The sequence below is a fragment of the Micrococcoides hystricis genome, assembly GCF_042434215.1.
In the GTDB taxonomy this organism is placed as follows: Bacteria; Actinomycetota; Actinomycetes; order Actinomycetales; family Micrococcaceae; genus Micrococcoides; species Micrococcoides hystricis.
This window is the reverse complement of sequence record NZ_JBHLUB010000030.1, coordinates 91,752-110,650: the sequence shown is the minus strand read 5'-3', so window position 1 is coordinate 110,650 and position 18,899 is coordinate 91,752. Positions and strand designations below refer to the sequence as shown.

The 18,899-nt window shown below is 62.6% G+C and carries 15 protein-coding genes; 6 read left to right on the top strand and 9 right to left on the bottom strand.

The genetic code is table 11. The annotated features are described in order from the left end of the window. Nucleotides 1-130: 130 nt before the first annotated feature. Nucleotides 131-2,119 carry an HNH endonuclease signature motif containing protein gene (locus ACFFFR_RS08510; RefSeq protein ID WP_377459564.1) on the top strand — a complete coding sequence of 663 codons (1,989 nt, stop codon included), beginning with the start codon at nt 131-133 and terminating at the stop codon, nt 2,117-2,119. 39 nt (nt 2,120-2,158) lie between these two features. Here the strand turns inward: ACFFFR_RS08510 and ACFFFR_RS08505 are convergent, their stop codons facing one another. The 3 genes from ACFFFR_RS08505 to ACFFFR_RS08495 all read right to left on the bottom strand — a co-directional run bounded on the left by ACFFFR_RS08505 (nt 2,159) and on the right by ACFFFR_RS08495 (nt 7,027). After that, a complete protein-coding gene (locus ACFFFR_RS08505) occupies nt 2,159-2,707 on the bottom strand; it encodes a methylated-DNA--[protein]-cysteine S-methyltransferase (protein ID WP_377459562.1) in 549 nt (182 codons plus the stop codon). Between the two features lie 81 nt (nt 2,708-2,788). Beyond that, entirely contained in the window at nt 2,789-3,763 is a 975-nt protein-coding gene (locus ACFFFR_RS08500) for an acyl-CoA thioesterase (RefSeq protein WP_377459561.1), read from the bottom strand. Nucleotides 3,764-3,799: 36 nt separating this feature from the next. Beyond that, entirely contained in the window at nt 3,800-7,027 is a 3,228-nt protein-coding gene (locus tag ACFFFR_RS08495; RefSeq protein WP_377459559.1) for a beta-phosphoglucomutase family hydrolase, read from the bottom strand. A gap of 29 nt (nt 7,028-7,056) precedes the next feature. Between ACFFFR_RS08495 and ACFFFR_RS08490 the strand changes: the two genes are divergently transcribed. After that, a complete protein-coding gene (locus ACFFFR_RS08490; RefSeq protein ID WP_377459557.1) occupies nt 7,057-8,997 on the top strand; it encodes an ABC transporter ATP-binding protein in 1,941 nt (646 codons plus the stop codon). After that, nucleotides 8,994-10,961 (top strand): ABC transporter ATP-binding protein, encoded by a 1,968-nt coding sequence (locus ACFFFR_RS08485; RefSeq protein WP_377459555.1) that lies wholly within the window; start codon nt 8,994-8,996, stop codon nt 10,959-10,961. Before ACFFFR_RS08490 ends, ACFFFR_RS08485 begins: the two co-directional genes overlap by 4 nt. On the opposite strand, the gene ACFFFR_RS08480 is transcribed toward ACFFFR_RS08485, so the two are convergent. Continuing rightward, nucleotides 10,906-11,631 carry an aspartate/glutamate racemase family protein gene (locus ACFFFR_RS08480; protein WP_377459553.1) on the bottom strand — a complete coding sequence of 242 codons (726 nt, stop codon included), beginning with the start codon at nt 11,629-11,631 and terminating at the stop codon, nt 10,906-10,908. The two genes, ACFFFR_RS08485 and ACFFFR_RS08480, sit on opposite strands and share 56 nt — an antisense overlap. Before the next feature lie 182 nt (nt 11,632-11,813). Here ACFFFR_RS08480 and ACFFFR_RS08475 point away from each other — a divergent pair, with 182 nt between their 5' ends. Together ACFFFR_RS08475 and ACFFFR_RS08470 are read left to right on the top strand one after the other, a co-directional pair. Continuing rightward, complete coding sequence (locus tag ACFFFR_RS08475) at nt 11,814-12,218, top strand: bifunctional 3-phenylpropionate/cinnamic acid dioxygenase ferredoxin subunit (protein WP_377459551.1); 405 nt, start codon at nt 11,814-11,816, stop codon at nt 12,216-12,218. A 197-nt stretch (nt 12,219-12,415) separates the two neighbouring features. Then, on the top strand, nt 12,416-12,724 hold the full coding sequence (locus ACFFFR_RS08470; RefSeq protein WP_377459549.1) for a hypothetical protein: 309 nt from the start codon (nt 12,416-12,418) through the stop codon (nt 12,722-12,724). A gap of 110 nt (nt 12,725-12,834) precedes the next feature. On the opposite strand, the gene dmpG is transcribed toward ACFFFR_RS08470, so the two are convergent. From dmpG to ACFFFR_RS08445, 5 genes are all read right to left on the bottom strand, one after another. After that, nucleotides 12,835-13,863, bottom strand: a complete 1,029-nt coding sequence (gene dmpG / locus ACFFFR_RS08465; protein ID WP_377459547.1) for a 4-hydroxy-2-oxovalerate aldolase — start codon at nt 13,861-13,863, stop codon at nt 12,835-12,837. Next, nucleotides 13,860-14,801 carry an acetaldehyde dehydrogenase (acetylating) gene (locus tag ACFFFR_RS08460; RefSeq protein WP_377459546.1) on the bottom strand — a complete coding sequence of 314 codons (942 nt, stop codon included), beginning with the start codon at nt 14,799-14,801 and terminating at the stop codon, nt 13,860-13,862. The genes dmpG and ACFFFR_RS08460 overlap by 4 nt, the downstream gene beginning before the upstream one ends. A 29-nt stretch (nt 14,802-14,830) precedes the next feature. Continuing rightward, nucleotides 14,831-15,673 carry a 2-keto-4-pentenoate hydratase gene (locus ACFFFR_RS08455; protein WP_377459544.1) on the bottom strand — a complete coding sequence of 281 codons (843 nt, stop codon included), beginning with the start codon at nt 15,671-15,673 and terminating at the stop codon, nt 14,831-14,833. A 23-nt stretch (nt 15,674-15,696) separates the two neighbouring features. Beyond that, the gene (locus tag ACFFFR_RS08450; RefSeq protein WP_377459543.1) at nt 15,697-16,638 is read right to left on the bottom strand and encodes a 3-carboxyethylcatechol 2,3-dioxygenase; all 942 of its coding nucleotides are present in this window, start codon (nt 16,636-16,638) and stop codon (nt 15,697-15,699) included. A gap of 150 nt (nt 16,639-16,788) precedes the next feature. Continuing rightward, nucleotides 16,789-17,643, bottom strand: coding sequence for an alpha/beta fold hydrolase (locus ACFFFR_RS08445; protein ID WP_377459541.1), 855 nt, complete (start codon nt 17,641-17,643; stop codon nt 16,789-16,791). Between the two features lie 163 nt (nt 17,644-17,806). Here ACFFFR_RS08445 and ACFFFR_RS08440 point away from each other — a divergent pair, with 163 nt between their 5' ends. Beyond that, complete coding sequence (locus ACFFFR_RS08440; protein ID WP_446686100.1) at nt 17,807-18,835, top strand: zinc-binding dehydrogenase; 1,029 nt, start codon at nt 17,807-17,809, stop codon at nt 18,833-18,835. Nucleotides 18,836-18,899: the final 64 nt, after the last annotated feature.

Here is an 18,899-nt window from a genome sequence, read left to right as displayed (position 1 = left end):
AAATCACCCTTTTGGATGAACTGAAATACCATTCTGATCAAGCAGAAAGGGCTAAAGGTGGGCGAGGGAAACTTCGAACAAGTTTCGAAAAACTCTATATTTATACGAACACATCTTCTATTATGAATGTATGAGTCAAACACCCACCCACCACCAGTCGCACCCTCATCGGCGGCCCTCGCGGGGGATTTTTGGTAGCAAGGCTCCCGACGACGAGGCTCCTGCCGGGACCTTGTCAACGACGCGGGATACCGGCTCCACCCCGGCCGACGCCATGGCCCGCGAAACAGGACGTTCCGGCCCAAAAACTTTAGCCGGTTGCGGGTTCTGCACCGAGGTGGCCTCGCACGTTGGATTCATTGATCGCAAGACAGGCCAGCCGCCAACCATCTCTAGCGCTGCCGAAGGCTTCGCCGTCATCGACAAGATTCAGAATCTGAAACGGTGGATCCAAGCGGTGGAGTTTGTCGCCGTGACAGCAACAGCCGAGCACGCCTTTCTGCAAAAGAATCCGCGTTTAAACCCGACCGACATTGGTGCTGACTACCTGCAAGACAGCAAAGATGACTGGGCGATCAAGAACTTTATCTCGACGCTCGCCACCCGACTCGGTCTCGAGTTTGCCCAAGCTCGGCGCATCCTCCGCGATGGATTTCACCTTGTCAATGACCTCACCGAAACCCTTGACTCCCTGAGGGACGGCCAGATCACAATCGCGCAAGCTCGGGAGATCGTTTTCCAGTTCGACGCCATGCGCGCCGCGCCAATGCCCTCGACGAACCAACCTGCCGACCCCGCGCCATCTTCCGAACAAGGCGAATTGCCCCTGACGCCAACCGCTGTGCCCCAACCGGAACCTGAAGCGCAGACAGACGCTCCGAATGCCGACAGCGCAACTGACACAACGCTTCCACCCGTGCCGGAAACTCCAACAGCGGAGCATGAGCCGCCGGCAACCCATTTGCCGGCCCCAATTGAGACCAAGAGCAAGGAACTTGAGACGGAACTTCTCGGCGCTGCCAAGCATCTGGGCGGACGGCGTTTCAAAAACCATGCACGAACCCTACGCGAGCAAAAGGCCCCAGAATCGAAAGCCAATCGAGCCAGGATCGCGGTCAAACAACGCCAGATAAACATCTCCGATGCCGGCGATGGCATGGGGCGGCTCACCGCCTTCATGCCACTGGACCGATTGGCGATGCTCGACGCAGAACTTGATGGTCGCGCCCGATCTATTCTGCGGCGTAGCGAAACGCGGCGCGGTCGAAGCTACAAGCAGATCCGCGCAGATGAATTCGCAGAAATCATCCTCTTTGGTGCCGGCCAAGTATCTCTCTCCGGCGAAGATACCGCAGGAAAAACAGCAACCATCGTTCCGGCTGAAGAACACGGCCAACCTGTTCTGGATGGTCTTGAAGAGTACGCTGTCGACGTCAGCGCACATGCAGCTGATCGGGCCTTGGTCCCTGGAACCGGCTTGGGCTCTCGGAGCAAGATCATCGTGACGATCCCAGTAGAGTTACTCATCAGCGCCGGTGGCTACCTGACCGGCGAAATGCTCAACGCGGCCAGACACCTACACCCGGAACTGATGAAGCTTGCTCAGCTCAACCGGAACAAGATCGAGCAGGGCGAGCAACCCTACCTCGGTCAGTTGCCGTACGGCGTGCCGAGTCCACACGCCCACGGATACGGGCCAATTGCACCACAGGCTGCACTTGAACTAGCCGCGCAAGCTTCGCAGTGGACCACCATCATCACCAACCCGGTGACCGGGGTTCCGATCGGAGTTGGCAAGAAGAATTACCGGCCAACCCAACTCATGCGGATACTCTTACAGCTCAGAGACCAGTATTGTCGGGTGCCCGGATGCCACAAACCGGCTATCGCCTGCGAGATCGACCATTTCCAAGGTTGGGCCAAAGACGGTGGAACCGACTTAACCAACCTGTGGCATCTCTGCCACGAACACCACGGGCTGAAAACAGCAGGTGTGTGGAAGTTCCGGCAAGCAATGCACGGTCAGAGTGGTGACATCGAGATTGTCTTACCCGATGGTCGAGTCCTGACATCGCCGACTCCCGAATTCGAGGCAGGAAAACGCTTCGACGTTCCGTAACGAAGCCGAACAACGCCGAACAACTTCGCCGGACAGGCTTTAAGTCTGAGCTTTCGAGGTCACACCCGCTTCAAGATCCAACAAGAAGCGCTTGACGTCCGTGCCGCCGCCAAATTCTCCAATGGATCCATCGGTGCGCACGACCCGGTGGCAAGGAAAAATCAACGGAATACGGTTATTAGCGCACGCGGAACCCACAGCGCGAGCACTGCCCGGAGCCTCCACCAGTCGGGCCACTTCAAGATAACTCTCCGTCTGGCCGTACTCGATCTCCTGAAGATGCTTGTACACCTTCTCTTGAAACTCCGTCAGGGAAGGGGAAGCTTCCACCTGAACCGAGAACTCACGGCGTTCGCCGGCGAGGTATTCATGAACTTCGTCGATCAGCTGGCGTCCCACGGCGTTGACTTGGTCCACCTCAACACGGGCGATGGGCGCCTCAAACTCGATAGCCAATTCTTTGAACCGAGCCAGAGCATCCTGACGTTCGAAGCACAGCTGCAAAACGCCCTGGTTACTCACTGCGGCAAACAACTGACCAATCTTCGTTGGGAACGAGAAGTAATACAGTCGCCGGACTCGTTGCATGATCGCCTCATCTCACATGTGCTGATACCTATGAGCTTAACAACTACAGGTGAATCGAAGAAGATCCGTGCCTTGTGACCTTTACGAACCTGCCTGCTGCAGCAGATGATCTGGCAAACGCCCACCCGGGGCGGCAGCGCGAATCTCCAGAAGCTCACGCGCGTGAGCGGCCAAGACTTTGTCTTCCTCAGAAACCGGAGTCCACGGCCTGATGGGCACTGCGGTACCGGTCTCGTCGCGAGCCACCATCACGGTCAAGCAGTACGTGGTCAGCTCCAAATCGTCTGCCTTGGGATCCCCGGAACGCACATGCACCGCCACATGCATACCCTTGTTACCGGTGTACACGAGCCGGGCTTCGACCTCCACCAGATCCCCAATGTGCAGGGGACGGAAGAACTGAACGCCGCCGGAAAAGACGGAGACGGTAGGTTTACCACACCAGCGGGAAGAGCATACATAGGCGGCCTCATCGATCCAGCGCATGACAATACCGCCGTGAACCTTCCCACCCCAGTTCACATCCGTAGGCGCTGCCAAGAAGCGCAACTTCACGCGCTCCGCAGTGCCAGCGTCGGTGAAACTGACCTTCTCGCCAGAAGCCTGAATCTGGTTGCGCACCTCAATGCGGGAAAGCGCGTACTCCAGCTCGCGTTTAGCTTCCTCATCGGCGGGTTCCAGCTGCCGCACCGGAGAAGGCTTACCGTGCTCATCCACGGACACGAACACCACGAGGCAGGAGGAACGCATGTGGACTTCACCGGAGCGCGGGTCACCGGAGGACACCACGGTCTTGATGTGCATGCTGGTCCGGCCGGTGTAGACCAACTGGGCGCGGACCTCCACCATGTCCCCGACGTCGACGGGATCCTCGAAGTGAATGTTGCCCACGTACGCGGTCACGCAGTAGGTTTTGGCCCAACCGACGGCGGCAGCGTAGGCGGCCTTGTCCACCCACTCCAAGACGGTGCCGGCGTCAACCGAACCGCTAAAACCGGCGTCGGTCGGAGCGGCTAGGAAACGGAGCGTGACTTCGGTGTTGTTCGGGGTGTTCATAGCCGGACTTTCCTCATCAGATGTGCGCGAGTGCCGTTAGCCGGGCAGCGGCACCGACCAACTCTCACCGGGAGCAAGCTCCTTGGTGATGCCTTCCATCTTAACCGTGATGGGACGCGCGGAGCCGGGCAGCAGGGTCAAACTGACTTGTTCGTGGTCAATCCGGACGGTGATGGGCTGGTCGCGGTACCGCAACTGGAAGAACACTCCGGGTAGCTCGTTGGGCAGCTGCGGGTGCAGCCAGAGCGCATCGGAGCGGGTTTCCACGCCGGCGAAACAGCGGATCATCATGTCGACGGTGCCCGCCATCGCGCCCAAGTGGACTCCCTCACGGGTGGTCCCGCCTTGGGTGTCGGACAGGTCCGCCTCCAACGCCTCCTTGAACAGCTCCCAGGACGCTTCACGATCGACGCGTGCGGCCACCCAGCCGTGTACCAGCCGGGACAGCGTGGACCCGTGGGAGGTCCGCGCCAGATAGTAGTCCACGGTGGTCAGGAACTGCTCTCTGGTCAGCGTGTATTCGAGTCGACCCAAGATCTGCAGGAGTTCCTCACGGGAGAACAGGTAGAACAGCATCAGCACGTCAGCCTGTTTGGAGAGCTTGTACCGGTTGGTGGCATCCCCTTCAGACTGCAGGATCAGGTCCAGCCGGCCGATGTTGCCGTAGACCCGGCGGTAGTGGTCCCAATCCAGTTCCAGCAGGTCCTCGTACCCGTCAAACTGGGCGATGATCTTGCAGTGCTCGGAGCTTTCTTCCTCCGGGCACACGTTCATGAACGGTACCTTCAAGCGGGTGGAGATGTTCCGCCAGAGCGCGGTTTCTTCCTCGAAGATGTCTAGCCACTGGGCGATGGGGTCATCCAACCCGTCCAGCCGTTCCAAGACTTCTAGAGTCTTCTGCAAGACCCAGGAGCACAGCACGTTGGTGTAGGCGTTGTTCCGAAGCCCGGAGCCGGGGGTGTCAGGGTAGCCGTCGTGGTATTCATCCGGGCCCATCACTCCGTGGATCTCGTAGCGTCCCGATTCCGGATGCCACTGGCACAGCGAGACGAAGAAGCGGCAGACTTCCACCAGCATCTCCGCGCCGTAGTCGGTCATGAAGGTGACGTCATCGGTGGCCTCGAAGTAGCGCAGCACCGAGTACGCAACCGCCAAGGACACGTGGCGCTGACGGTGCGAGTTATCCGGCATCCACTGCTGGTTGATCGGGTTGAACAGCTCGGTGGGTGTTTCTTCCCGGCCGGAGGAACCGGACTGCCACGGGAACATCGCCCCGCGGTAACCGGCCTGCAGCGCCGCGTTGCGGGCCGCGGCCAACCGACGGTACCGGTACTTGAGCAGGTCACGAGTGTACTCGGGCCGACGCAGGGTCAGCATCGGGTAGATGTACATCTCATCCCAGAACAGGTGCCCACGGTAGCCCTCACCGTGCAGCCCCCGGGCCGGCACACCAATGTCTAGGCCCTTTTCTGCGGCGTAGACGGTCTGCAGCACGTGGAAGGTGTGCAGGTTCAGAGCCAGTTGTTCGCGGCTGTGGATTTTCGGGTCCCGGGCCATCACCACGGCGAAGCGGCTCCACAGGACCGTCCACATTTCCTCGTGGTAGGTCAGCAGGTTGCGGAAGTTGTTGGCCCGCAGCACCCGGTTGCCGGCGTCGTCGGCCGGGTTGTGGATGGCCTGGTCCATGCTGGTGGCCACGGCAACGGTTTTCTCCAGCACCACCGGTTTGCCTTCATCCAGGGTGATCTCAAAGCTGTGGCCGGCCACCATCGGGTCACCGGGCAGGGGAGTGCGCACCGGTTCCGGTGCGTTGCCCGGCTCCATGAAGCGGGTTCGGGCTGCCACGGCAACCCGGACCTTGGAGGTCTTGGTGATGGTTTCTAGCAGGACGGTCTCCCCATCCAGCTCTTGGGTCTGCACCGGGTCAAGGTGTTCCCCGGCTAACGACCGGTCCGCCGCCACATTCCGGTTGGAGACGTGCCCGTTGATCTTGCTGACCACGTTCGCGGTTCCGGACCAGTTCAGCGCAGTCACCGAATACTCGATGCTGGCTAAATGCTGCCCGGCTAAGCACTGGATCTGCCGGGTCTCAACCCGTGTCTTGCGCCCGAGAGAGTCCTCAAACTCCATCGCTCGGTGCAGCAGGCCCCGGCGCATATCCAGCTCTTGGCGGTAGCTGGTCAGCGGCACATTGTCCGGTAGCAGGGGCAGCCCGCCGGTGGGGGTGAAGGTCAGATACGTCCAGTCCGGGAGGTTGACCATGTGCTCGACTTCGACGTCGCGGCCTTCCACCGCGGAGGTCAGTCGGTTGAACAGCCCGCCCACATAGGTGCCCGGGTAGTTCACCAGGTTCGCGGTGGTGCCCGGGATGGAGCCGCGGGTGCCCCAGTAGCCGTTTGCGAGGGTGCACAGGGCTTCCCGGGTGCCCTCGGTCTTCGGGTCGTAGTCGTCGTAGCGCAGCACCCATTCCGGGTCGAAGGGGCGGGTGGTGCGGTTGATGAGGTTCAGCTCGGCGATGTCGTTGACGATGACGTCCGCGCCGGAATCTTTCAGCAGCTGAGCAGAGTCGCCTTCGCGGTCCAGCCCGACCACCCAACCGTAGCCACCGTCGTGGCCGGCCTGCACACCGGACGCCGCGTCCTCAATGACGACGGAGTCGGCCGGGTCGATACCCAACTGCCGGGAGGCCTCCAGGAACATGGCCGGGTCAGGTTTGCCGGCCAGGTGCAGGTGCAGCGCGGTGGTGCCGTCCACCACCACGTCGAACAGATCGGCAATCCCACCGGCGGTGAGCACTTGCTGCCCGTTCCGGGAGGAGGTCACCAGCGCCAACGGCACGTATTCGGCGCGCAGCTGCCGGACCAAATCGATGGTCGAGTCGATCAGGTCCACGCCCTGCTGGGAGAGCGCCTGCTCAAAGTACATCTGTTTCTGGGCGGCCAGCCCGTGCACGGTCATCGCGCCGATGGGGTCGGCGTCCGAGCCTTCGGGCAGCACGAGGCCGCGGGCGGCGAAGAAGTTGCGCACGCCGGCCTCGCGCGGGCGACCGTCCACGTACAGCAGGTAGTCCTGCTTGGCATCAAATTCGGGTTGTTCCGGCGCCAATTCGGCCAACGCGTGGTCGAAAAGTTGTTTCCAGGCGGCCGCATGCACGGTTGCGGTGTCCGTCACCACACCGTCCATATCGAAGAGGACGGCGCGGAAGTGGCGCAGCGTTCGGTTCTTGTTTTGGGCTGATCTGAAAGGAAAGTCCAATGGGTGCACGGTTCTATCCTAGGCATACACTGGTAGCTATGCTTTTGAAGATCCTCAAAACGCAGCTCAAGCCCTACGGAAAGTTCATTCTTCTGTTGGTCTTACTGCAGCTGGCGTCTATCTTTTTGCAGCTGCTGTTACCCGCACTGAATGCCCGCATCATCGATGACGGCATCGCCAAAGGTGACATTGAGCTGATCTGGCGTCTAGGCGGCGGCATGCTGCTGATGGCCCTAGTCCAAGCCGACGCCGCGATTGTGGCCATCTATTTTGGGGCGAAGACGGCGATGGGGGTCGGCCGGGATCTGCGCAGCCGGGTCTACACCACGGTGAGCGCGTTCTCGAACCAGCAGATCAAGAACTTCGGCGCACCCACCCTAATCACGCGCGGCACCAATGACGTGCAGCAAATCCAGATGACCGTCCTGATGTTCCTGAACTTCATGGTCATGGTCCCGCTGATGGCCATCGGCGGGATTGTCATGGCCATCCAGCAAGACATCGGCCTGTCCTGGCTGGTCTGGGTCTCGGTGCCGGTGCTGCTGATCTTGGTGTCCATCATGATGACCCGCCTGATCCCCAAGTTCACCGTCATGCAGAAGAACTTGGACGGGATCAACCAGGTGCTGCGCGAACAGCTCGTGGGCATCCGCGTGGTTCGGGCTTTCGCCCGGGAGGCGCACGAAGAGGAGCGCTTCGCCGAAGCCAACCACAAGATCACGGACATCTCGGTCTCCATCGGCCGGATCTTCATCCTGCTGGGCCCGGTTATCACGCTGATCTTGCACGTGGCGACCGCCGCCGTCCTCTACTTTGGCGCCTTCCGCGTGGACGCCGGCATCATCGAGGTCGGCTCCCTGACGGCCTTCCTGCAGTACCTGCTGCAGATCCTGACGGCCGTCATGATGGGCACGTTCATGATGATGATGCTCCCGCGCGCGCTCGTCTCGGCGGACCGCATCGGTGAGCTGCTGAACGCACCGACTCAGGTGGCACCCGAGGCAGTGGCCGCCCTGGCAACCCAGAAGTCCTCGGCCGACGACGTGGCGCAGGAGGCGCAGGCCAAGGGGCTGGATCTGGTCTGTGAGAACCTGAGCTTCAACTATCCCGGCGCAGACGTGCCGGTGCTGGAAAACCTCACTTTCACCGCCCCGGCCGGTAAGACGACCGCGATCATCGGCGGCACCGGATCCGGCAAGACCACCCTGTTAGACGTGCTCGCCGGATTAGCTGAGCCTTCTGCAGGCAGCATCCGCTACGGTGCGCTGGACCGGGCCGGGGTCAACCCGCTCGGGACCGAGCTGGTGGAGCGGATCAACGTGGTACCCCAGAAGCCGTACCTGTTCTCCGGCACAATCGCCTCCAACCTGCGCTTCGCGGATCCCGATGCCGACGAGGACCGGCTGTGGGATGTGCTGCGCATCGCCCAGGCCGAAGAGTTTGCGCGTAACCGGTCCACTGCGGACCCGGATGCCATTGAGGTTCAGGTCACCGGAGCGGCCGGTCACGGCGGCGGGGAGGCCTTCGCTGCGGAGCTCTCCGCCGCGGAAGCCAACCAGCTGCCGCAGGTCCACGGACTGGAATCGACCATCGCCCAAGGCGGCACGGATGTTTCCGGCGGACAGCGTCAGCGCCTGTGTATCGCCCGGGCGTTGGTCAAACGTAAACCGATCTACTTTTTCGATGACGCGTTTTCCGCCCTCGATGTCGCGACCGAGGCCCGGCTCCGCGCCGCGCTGACGGACGAGCTGGACGGCGCGACGGTGCTGCTGGTGGCTCAACGCGTGGCCAGCATCCGGGACGCCGATCAGATCCTGGTGTTGGAGGCCGGCAAGATCGTGGCCCGCGGCACCCACGATGAGCTCTTAGACGGCAGCCCCACCTACCGGGAGATTGTCGAATCTCAAGGTGGTCAAGAAGCGCTCGCGCTCTGTGAAACCACCAGCAACGACCAGACCCCAGAAGGGGGTGCCCAGTGAGCGAACAAGAACTGAGCGAGCAGAACACGAACCCACCGCAGCAGAGCGAGAAGGACGAGAAGAAAGGCCGCCAGCAGAAAGTTAAGACTGCCAAGGCCAAAGACTTCTGGGGGTCGCTCAAACGCCTCGCGGCGCTGCTGGGGACCGAGAAACGGATCCTCATCGTGGCCATTGCCCTCGGCATCGTCACGGTGGTGCTCAACGTGTGGGCGCCGCTGCTGTTGGGCGCCTCCATCGACGTGATCTTTGACGGTCAACGCACCGGAGCCATGGACTATGCGGAACTCACCCGGCTGATCCTTACCGTGCTGCTGATGTACTTGGTCGCCCAGATCTCCCAGTGGTGGTCCGGCTTCCTGCTCAACGACGGGGTCATGCGCATCATCTACAAGCTGCGCGGCCGGATCGAAGACAAGGTGCACCGCATACCGCTGGCCTACTTCGACAAGAACCAGCGCGGCGACCTGCTCTCCCGCACCACCAACGATGTGGACAATGTGCAGCAGGCCCTGCAGCAGGGCTTCGCCTCGCTGGTGAACTCGGTGCTGCAGGTGCTGGGCATCGCCATCATCATGTTCGCCCTGTCCTGGCAATTGGCATTGATCGCGCTGGTCGCGGTGCCGCTGTCCGGCTTCGTTGTCGGGATCATTGGGCCGCGCTCGCAGCGCCGCTTCACCCAACAGTGGGCGGCCACCGGCTCCCTGAACGGGCACATTGAGGAAGCGTTCACCGGCCACAGCCTGGTCCGGCTGTTCGGGCAGGCCGCGAGCATGGAGCAGCGTTTCGCCAACCGCAACACGGAGCTATATGACGCGTCCTTCCGGGCCCAGTTCCTCTCCGGGATGATCATGCCGCTCATGCAGGCCGTGAACCTGATCTCTTACGTGGCCATCGCCGTGGTGGGCGCCCTGCAGGTCACCGCCGGCACGCTCAGCCTCGGCCAAGTCACCGCCTTCATCCAGTACTCGCGCGAGTTCAATCAGCCGCTCGGTCAGCTGGCCGGCATGGCCAACATGGTCCAGTCCGGTGTCGCCTCCGCCGAACGCGTGTTCAGCTTCCTCGACGCCGAGGAGGAAGAGGACGCGGCCGCCGAGCCAACGCAGCCGGAACGCGCAGAGCAGGCTGCAGCTGAGCAAGAGGCAAGTGAGCACGATGCCGGGGGCGAAGTGGTGTTTGAGGATGTTTCCTTCTCCTACAGCGCCGATACCCCGCTGATTCAGGATTTGAATCTGGTGGCACATCCGGGCCAGACGGTCGCCATCGTGGGTCCGACCGGCGCCGGCAAGACCACCCTGGTGAACCTGCTGATGCGGTTCTACGAGTTGGATGCCGGGCGGATCCTGCTGGACGGGGTAGACATCACCTCGGTCAGCCGGGAGCAGCTGCGTCGCAACTTCGGCATGGTGCTCCAGGACGCGGTGTTGTTCAAGGGCACCATCATGGAGAACATCCGCTATGGCCGGCTGGATGCCACCGATGAGGAGGTCTACGAGGCGGCGCGGGCTTGCTACGTGGACCGCTTTGTTCAGACGCTGCCGGAGGGCTATGACACCGAGGTGGACGTGGACTCCGGCGCGATTTCCGCCGGTGAACGCCAGCTGATCACCATCGCCCGGGCCTTCCTCTCCCGGCCCACCGTGCTGATCTTGGACGAGGCTACCTCCGCGGTGGACACCCGCACTGAGATGCTGGTGCAGCAGGCGATGGCGGCGCTACGTTCGGGTCGTACCAGCTTTGTGATCGCCCACCGGCTGTCCACCATTCAGGACGCGGACGTGATCTTGGTGCTGGAGAAGGGCCAGATTGTGGAGCAGGGTTCCCACTCGGAGCTGATGGCGGCACGCGGTGCCTACTACCAGCTGCAGCGCAGCCAGTTCACCATGCCTTCGGTGTCCGAGGACCAAGAAATCAGGGAGTCAGCAGTGGCGCTAGCGACCGGGCAACTTCCTGTAACGGAACAATGATGTCCACCCTGGTGCCGGCGCGGGTGACGAATCGCTCCTGCGTCGGCACCACATCGACTAACCGGGCGGCGCTGCCGGTGAGCGGGCCGCCGCCGATGATGACCTCGGTGGCGCCGGCGGCGACCAGCCGGGACACGGCCTCGGCCAGCTCATCGTCCTGATCCTGCGGGCTGGCGGCCAAAACGGTGGGTGCGGTGCCGGTGAATTCGATCCCGGCCAGCACATCCAGCTCTCGAGAACACAGGTATTCCAAGCTCTGCCGCAGCCCGGGCGTGGTGGTGGCGATGCCGAAGCGGTGTCCGCCCGCACGCACCCGCCGGGCCACCTCTAACACGGTGTGGGAGCCGATGCCCAGCACCGGAACTGGTTGGCGGGAGAGCACATCTAAGCCCGGGTCTCCGAACGCGGCCACCACGATGGCGGCCGGCAGCCCATGGTCTTCATGCCAGCTGCGGTAGGCGGACACGGTTGCTGCCGCGGCGGCAGCCAGTTCGTCCTCATTCGTGATCATCGCCGGGCCACTGGAGGCGGTGATGCCGACAACAGGGAAACCGGCCAGCGCCGGATCGGCCTGGCCCAATGCTGCGGCGAAGGTCTGCACCATCAGGTCCGTGGTGGCCGTGTTGGTGTTCGGGTTAATGAGCAGCACCGGCTTTATCGAGTTGACCATGATGTCTCTAACCTCCCACACGGGTCTTCCGTCAGGCGGTGGCGGCGCCGTCGGGCGCGATTCGCTGTCATAAATTTAGGGCGGGTTGAACGGGATCCCCCTCCGGTACCGTACAACCCGCTACTTTCATTTTCCCCTATCTTTGCTCCCCGCGGGTAGTTTGTGTCGGTTAAAACCGTAGAATGGAACGGACTGGCCGCTGGCGGCAGCGCGCCCAGAAACGCCGCTTCAAGGAGGATGACATGGCCGAATACATCACCGTAGGTTCCGTGGACGAGATTGACGAGGGCGATGCCATCGTCGTGGACTCGGACGACGCCGGTACCGAAGACGACATCGCGGTTTTCCACGCCGAGGACGGTAATTTCTACGCCCTGAATGACACCTGCACCCACGAGGACGCCTCGCTGGCCGACGGCTGGATTGAAGGCACCGAGGTGGAATGCCCGGTCCACTCCGCCAAGTTCTGCCTGAAGAACGGCACCGCGCTGTGCATGCCGGCCACCATCGACGCGAAGACCCACAAGGTGGAGGTCGTCGACGACGAGGTCCGCCTGTACCCGAACCAACCGGCCACCGACGCCTAAGCTTCAGGCCACCCAACCGTAACAACGGTTGACCTACACAAAAACTGGACAAGCCCTAGGATGAGAGTATGAAGAAGTCTTTGAAGTTAATAGGCTTCCTGCTCATGCTGTTTGGAGCTGGCATCATCGCATTGGTGCTGACCCCCACTGACTAAGACGCTTCCAGCCCCAGTACTACCGTTGTCGGCATCGGGATCGTGCAGTACACGTATGTCGCGCACACCAAACTGCACTCTGTTGAAGCTCGGCTTCGTGTCATTGACGAGCAGCTTCGTGAGTTCGAGGGCATCTACCAAGTACCCTGGAAACGCAATTTCACTCCCGGTGATCTCATCCCCGTCAGCTTCGACCCAGCATTACCCGAAAAGTATGCGGCGATGAGTCCGAGCCAGCGCGAAAACATGTTGGATCAATGGCTCCAGAGCAGCATGAAACTCTACTCAGCGCCGCCAGAACGCCATGCGGAAGCGCAGCGCATCCACGAACGATTCCGCGCCAGACTTTAACCAGAAAACAGCAAGGGGAGCGCCACCGAATCTGTTCGGTAGCGCTCCCCTTGGTGTTTGGGTGGGCCCGTCCGGCACCGTTGGACCCACCGCAAATCTGGGTTGGCGGCCTACTTCTGGCCGGCCAGTTGGACGGCGACGTCGACGATCATGTCTTCCTGACCGCCCACGTAGCCGGCCTTGCCGACCTCCTCGAGGATCTTCCAGGCGGGCACCCCGTAGCGGGCGGCGGCACGCTCGGCATGGATCAGGAAGGAGGAGTAGACCCCGGCGTAGCCTTGCATGATGGACGCGCGGTCCATGATCGGCATGCGGGTGATGATCGGTTTCACGGCATCCTCGGCGGCGGACATCAGCGCCTGGATGTCCACACCGGTCTTGATGCCCAGCTTGTCGAAGGCGGCGGCCAACACCTCGGTCGGGGCGTTGCCGGCCCCGGCGCCGAGGGCGAGCAGGGTGCCGTCGATCTGCTTGGCACCGGCGCGCACGGCGTACACCGAGTTCGCGACGCCGAAGGCCAGGTTCTGGTGGCCGTGAAAGCCCACCTGGGCGTCGTCGCCCAGCTCGGCGACCAGCGCGGAGACGCGGTCAGAGACGTCATCGAGGATCAGCGCGCCGGCCGAGTCCACCACGTAGACGCATTCGCAGCCGGCATCGGCCATAATACGGGCCTGCTTGGCCAGCTCTTCCGGGCTGGTGCGGTGCGAGAGCATCAGGAAGCCGACGGTTTCCATGCCCAGCTTGCGGGCGTGCTGGAAGTGCTGGATGGAGATGTCCGCTTCCGTGGAGTGGGTGGCGATGCGAGCCACCTTGGCGCCGGCGTCGAACGCCTGGTCCAGGTCCCGGATGGTGCCCAGACCGGGCAGCAGCAGCACGGCGATCTTGGCCTGGGTGGCCTCGTCGACGGCGGCCTTGATCAGCTCCAGTTCCGGCACCAGGGAGAAGCCGTAGTTGAAGGAGGAACCGCCGAGGCCGTCCCCGTGGGTGACCTCGATGACCTCCATGCGGGCGTCATCCAGCGCCCGGACGATGTCCCGGACGTTCTGCACCGTGAACTTGTGGCTCATGGCGTGGGAGCCGTCGCGCAGGGTGGTGTCGGTGATGCGGATGTCGAAGGCTGGATCCATGACCGGGCTCATGCCTGACCTACTTTCTGTGCGACTTTTTCGTCCATGAGTTCTGCGAGGGCGTCCGCGGTGCGGGTGGCGGCCGCGGTGATGATGTCTAGGTTGCCGGCGTATTCGGGCAGGTAGTCTGCCGCGCCCTTGACCTGCACCCAGATGCCGACGCGGCCAAAGCCGCCCCAGTCCTCGCGGGCCTCTTCGAACTGTGGTTCCACGCGCAGCTCGTAGCCGGGCACGTATTCCTGCAGCTCGGCCACGGTGTCCATCAGGGCCTGACGGATCTTGTCCTGCAGCTCGCCCTCGGCGGCGGCCTCGGCCGGGATCATCGCGTACACGGTGTTGCGCATGATCATCGGTGGTTCCACCGGGTTGATGATGATGATCGCCTTGCCCTTCTTGGCGCCACCGAGTTTCTCCAGCGCGTGCGCGGTGGTCTCGGTGAACTCGTCCACGTTGGCGCGGGTGCCCGGGCCGGCGGACTTGGAGGCGATGGAGGCGACGATCTCGGCGTATTCCACCGGGACGACGGAGGAGACGGCGGCGACCAGCGGGACGGTGGCCTGGCCGGCGCAGGTGATCATGTTGACGTTCATGACGTTGCACAGCTCATCCAGGTTCACGGCCGGGGACATGTAGGGTCCGACGGCGGCCGGGGTCAGGTCGATGGCGTGGATGCCGGCGGCCTCGTACTTCGGGGCGTTCGCCAAGTGGGCCTTGGCGGAGGTGCATTCGAACACGATGTCCGGCAGCTCGTCCTGGGCCACCAGCCAGTCCACGCCCTCGGCGGAGGCGGTGAAGCCGAGCTTCTCGGCCCGGGCCAGCCCGTCCGAGGACGGGTCCACGCCCACCATGTATTTCAGTTCAACGTTCTTGGCGCGCCGCATGAGCTTGAACATCAGGTCGGTGCCGATGTTTCCCGGGCCCACGATGGCGGCAGTGAGTTTTTTAGCCATTGGTCGTTTCTTTCCTTGAATATAAATCTTTAGCTGAAGGCGATGGTGAGGCTGCCGAGCTCGCCGAAGTCGGCGGTGGCTTCTTCACCGGATACCACGGGCAGGGCCTTGGTGAAGGAGCCCGGCAGGATCAGCTGGCCGGCCTTCAAGGACACACCTTGGGCGCCGAGGGTGTTGGCGAGCCAGGCCAGCGGAGCGATCGGGTCCCCCATGACCGCGGCACCGGTGCCGGAGACCTTGGCCTCGCCGTTGATCCGCAGGGTGCATTGGACCTCGGAGAGCTCATCCACCGTGACGTTCAGCGGGGTCTTGGAGACGGCGATGGCGCCGCAGGAGGCGTTATCCGCCACGGTGTCCACCAGCTTGATGTCCCAGTCCCGGATACGGGAGTCGATGATCTCAATGGCCGGGTAGATCTTGCCGATGGCGGCCTTAGCCTGCTCCACGGTCACGCCCGGGCCTTCGAGGTCCTCGGTGAGCACGAAACCGAACTCTGGTTCCACCTTCGGGGAGATGAAATCATCGGCCGGCAAAGTGGCGCCGTCGTAGTGGACCATGGTTTTCAGGAAGAACCCGAAGTCCGGTTCGTCCACCCCCAGTTGCTGCTGCATGGCCAGCGAGGTCAGGCCCACCTTGTGTCCGGCCAGGGTTTCCCCGGCGGCCAAGAAGTGCTTGAGCTGCTCGGTCTGGACGTAGTACGCCTCGGCCAAACCGAAGTCGGCCACCCGGTCCCGCAGCGGTTCGATAGGTTCGCCGGTGCGGTAGGCGGTGAGGATTTCCTCGGCCAAAGCTGCCAGCTCTTCGTGCTTGACGGCTTCGGCGACGTTGTCGGAAGCCCAGTCTGCGGCGGCGTCGTTAGGTCCCAGTGTCATTGGTGTGCTCCTTAGCTTCCGGGTTAGTCCAGCACCGCGGTGGTGACACCGAAGCCGGCAATGTATTCCTTGATCGGCTTGTAGAACTCGTAGGTGACGGTGTACTCGCCGCAGGCGCGCAGGGCGGAGTAGGCGGCAACCCAGGTGCGGACCTCGTGTGAGGAGTGCCCGGCGGCGGCGTCCATGTCATCGGCGTGGTACTTGTCGAACTCCTCAACGTTGCCCTCGCGGCACACGCGCATGAATTCCTGGTCCCATTTCGGGTTCAGCTCCATGATGTCCGCTTCACCTTTGGCGAAGGCGATGGCGGTGTTGATGGTGCGTTCCTGGCGGGCGGCGCGGGCCTCCGGGGTCGGGTTGCGGCCCTCGACGAGGAACTGCTTCTGTTCCTCGGTGGCCTCGTGGAAGCGTGGCACCGGTGGGTCGTGGGACAGGCCGCCGGAACCGATGAACAGGACTTTCTTGTCCGAGTTGCGGAAGTATTCGCCGACGGCGGCACCGAGTTTGCGCACGCGGGCCATCTTGGTGAATGGGCGGGAGACGGAGTTGATGAAGATCGGGATCATCGGCTTGGCGTCCGGAGCCCCGTCGTAGATGATCTCCATCGGCTGCACGGCGCCGTGGTCGACTTCCATTTTGCGGCTGATGGCCACATCTAGGTCCTGCTCCACCAGGAAGGCGGCGAGGTTTTCGGCGATCTCGGTCGGCACGTTCAACACACCGTCAAAGGAGTCGTAGTCGCCGGTGCCGTGCGCGTTGTAGGCCACGCAGAAGGGTGGCATGAGGTCTTGGAAGAAGCCGTTGTAGTGGTCCGGGCCAAAGTTGATGACTAGATCCGGGTTGAAGTCGTGCACGAATTTGCGGACCTGTTCAAAGGATTCCTCAACGGCGGCTTTTACCTCGGCCGGCGGGTTGGTGTATTCCAACAGTGGCGAGTGGGACATGCAGACCAGTGCCTGAATCATGGGAGTCGCTCCTTCAAAGTGTTGAGCAGTTCAAAAGTGGGAGGGGTGTTGCGGCGTTAGAACCATTAGACGCCGGGTTGGCCCGGGTGCGCAGCTGGGTGTGCCAAGCAATGAAACACCGCAGCCGCGCAACTTGGGGCATCGGTTGGTTTAGGCGTGGAAGCGCAGGTAGTCGGTGATGACCTGGTTGAACTCTTCGGCGCGTTCCACCTGGGACCAGTGGCCGCACTGGGAGAAGATGTGCGCGTCCGCGTTCGGGATGACGTTGAGTAGATCCCAGGTGCGGGAGACCGGGATGACCACGTCTTGGACACCGTGGATCAGCAGCACGGGGATGTCCAGTTTGGCGAGGCGGTCAAAGTCCAGCGGCAGTTCGTGACGGTCGCGGTCGCGGGCGGCCACAACTTCTTTGAGGCGGTCCGAGGCGGTGTCATTCAGCGCGGACTGGTAACGCAGCTCGACCAGCTCGTCGGTGACCAGCGACTTGTCCACCACGAACAGTTCCAGCGTCTTGCGGATCCCGGCCGGGGACAGGTCCGGCTTGGAGTGCCCGGCCAGCGCGCCGGTCATCTTGGCGCCGCCGGTGCCCATGGAAACGATGCCGGCCAGCCGCTCCGGGAAGTCGAGTGCGAACTGGAAGGCCAGCCAGCCACCGAGGGAGTTACCGACGATCCAGGTTTTTTCGATGCCGAGGGCGTCCAGGACGCGGACCGCGTGGCGGACCCATTCCTTGATGCCGTACTCGGTGCCATCGGCGACCACGGTCTGGCCGTAGCCAATGGAGTCAATGGCGATGCAGCGGCCAACCTTGGCCAGCTCGGGCAGGTTCAACCACCAGTTGGCGGCGGCGGTCACGCCGGTGCCCGAGCCGTGCAGAAACAGGATTGGGATGCCTTCGCCGAGTTCGTGGTAGTGGGTCAGTTCGCCCTCGGCGGTCTCCAACCACTTGTCTTCCAAACCAAAAAAGTCATCGGTCTTGTACTCGGGAATCTGTACGGTGCTCATGGAACTCCTTCATGAAGGGTTGGGGGCAAACTTCTTCAATGCTTAGCCTAGGGAGGCCCGCGCGTATTGTGCCCTTCGTGTGCCATGGGCCGGAACAAAACCGGTGGGCAGACTTAAACGGGCCTGCCCCTCGTGAGAGAGTTACTCCTAGGAGTTGATGTACGTGACAGAAAAAACCTCAGAGAAGGATGCCGCCACCGCCGCGGTGATGAAGGCTGCCCGGGCGGTCACCCAGAACTACGATGACCCGCTGTCCTGCTTAGAAGTGACCGAGGTTCCGGTGCCGGAGCCGGCCGAGGGCTGGGTGCGCGTGCAGGTCAAGGCCGCCAGCCTGAACCAACACGATTTATGGACCCTGCGCGGAGTCGGCCATGACCCGAAGAACATCCCCATCACTTTGGGCTGTGATGTGGCCGGGGTGACTGAAGACGGCCGGGAGGTGATCGGCCACCCGATCATCGCGGATCCTGACGCCGGTGCCGGCGATGAGACCTTGGACCCGGCCCGCCGACTGTTTTCGGAGGCCCACGACGGTGGCTTCGCCGAGTACATGGTGATGCCGGCTCGGAACCTGATCGACAAGCCCAAGCACCTGTCCTTCGCCGAGGCGGCCTGCCTGCCGGTGGCGTGGGGGACCGCGTTCCGGATGCTCTTTGGCCGCGGCCAGCTCAAAGCCGGGGACCGGATCCTCGTACAGGGTGCATCCGGCGGAGTGGCTTCAGCGCTGATCGCGTTGGCCGCGGCGGCCGGTCTGCGGGTGTACACCACCACCAGATTCGGTGCCGAAGATGCCGAGACCAAGATTGCCTACGCCAAGGAACTGGGCGCGCACCACGTCTTCGATTCCGGCGCCCGACTCCCGGAGCGGGTCGACGCCGTACTGGAAACGGTGGGTTCGGCGACATGGGCGCACTCGCTGCGTTGCCTCCGCCCGGGCGGCGCGGTCATTATTGCCGGCGCCACCACCGGCGGGGATGTTTCAGCCGAGTTGAACCGCGTGTTCTACCAGCAGCTGCAGGTGATCGGTTCCACCGGCTCCACGCTGGCTGAGTCGCAGGCAATGGCCCGGTTCGTCGAAGACAACAAGCTGGTGCCGCGCGTGCACCGGGAGATCCCGCTGGAGAAGATCCACGAAGGCTTCCAGCAGATGCTGGACGGGGATCTGATCGGCAAGATCGTCGTGACGTTCTAACCTGTCCGGTTTCGAGCTCGCTCGGCACCATGTGAGCAAATGTGCGCAAAAAAGACTGGCCGCC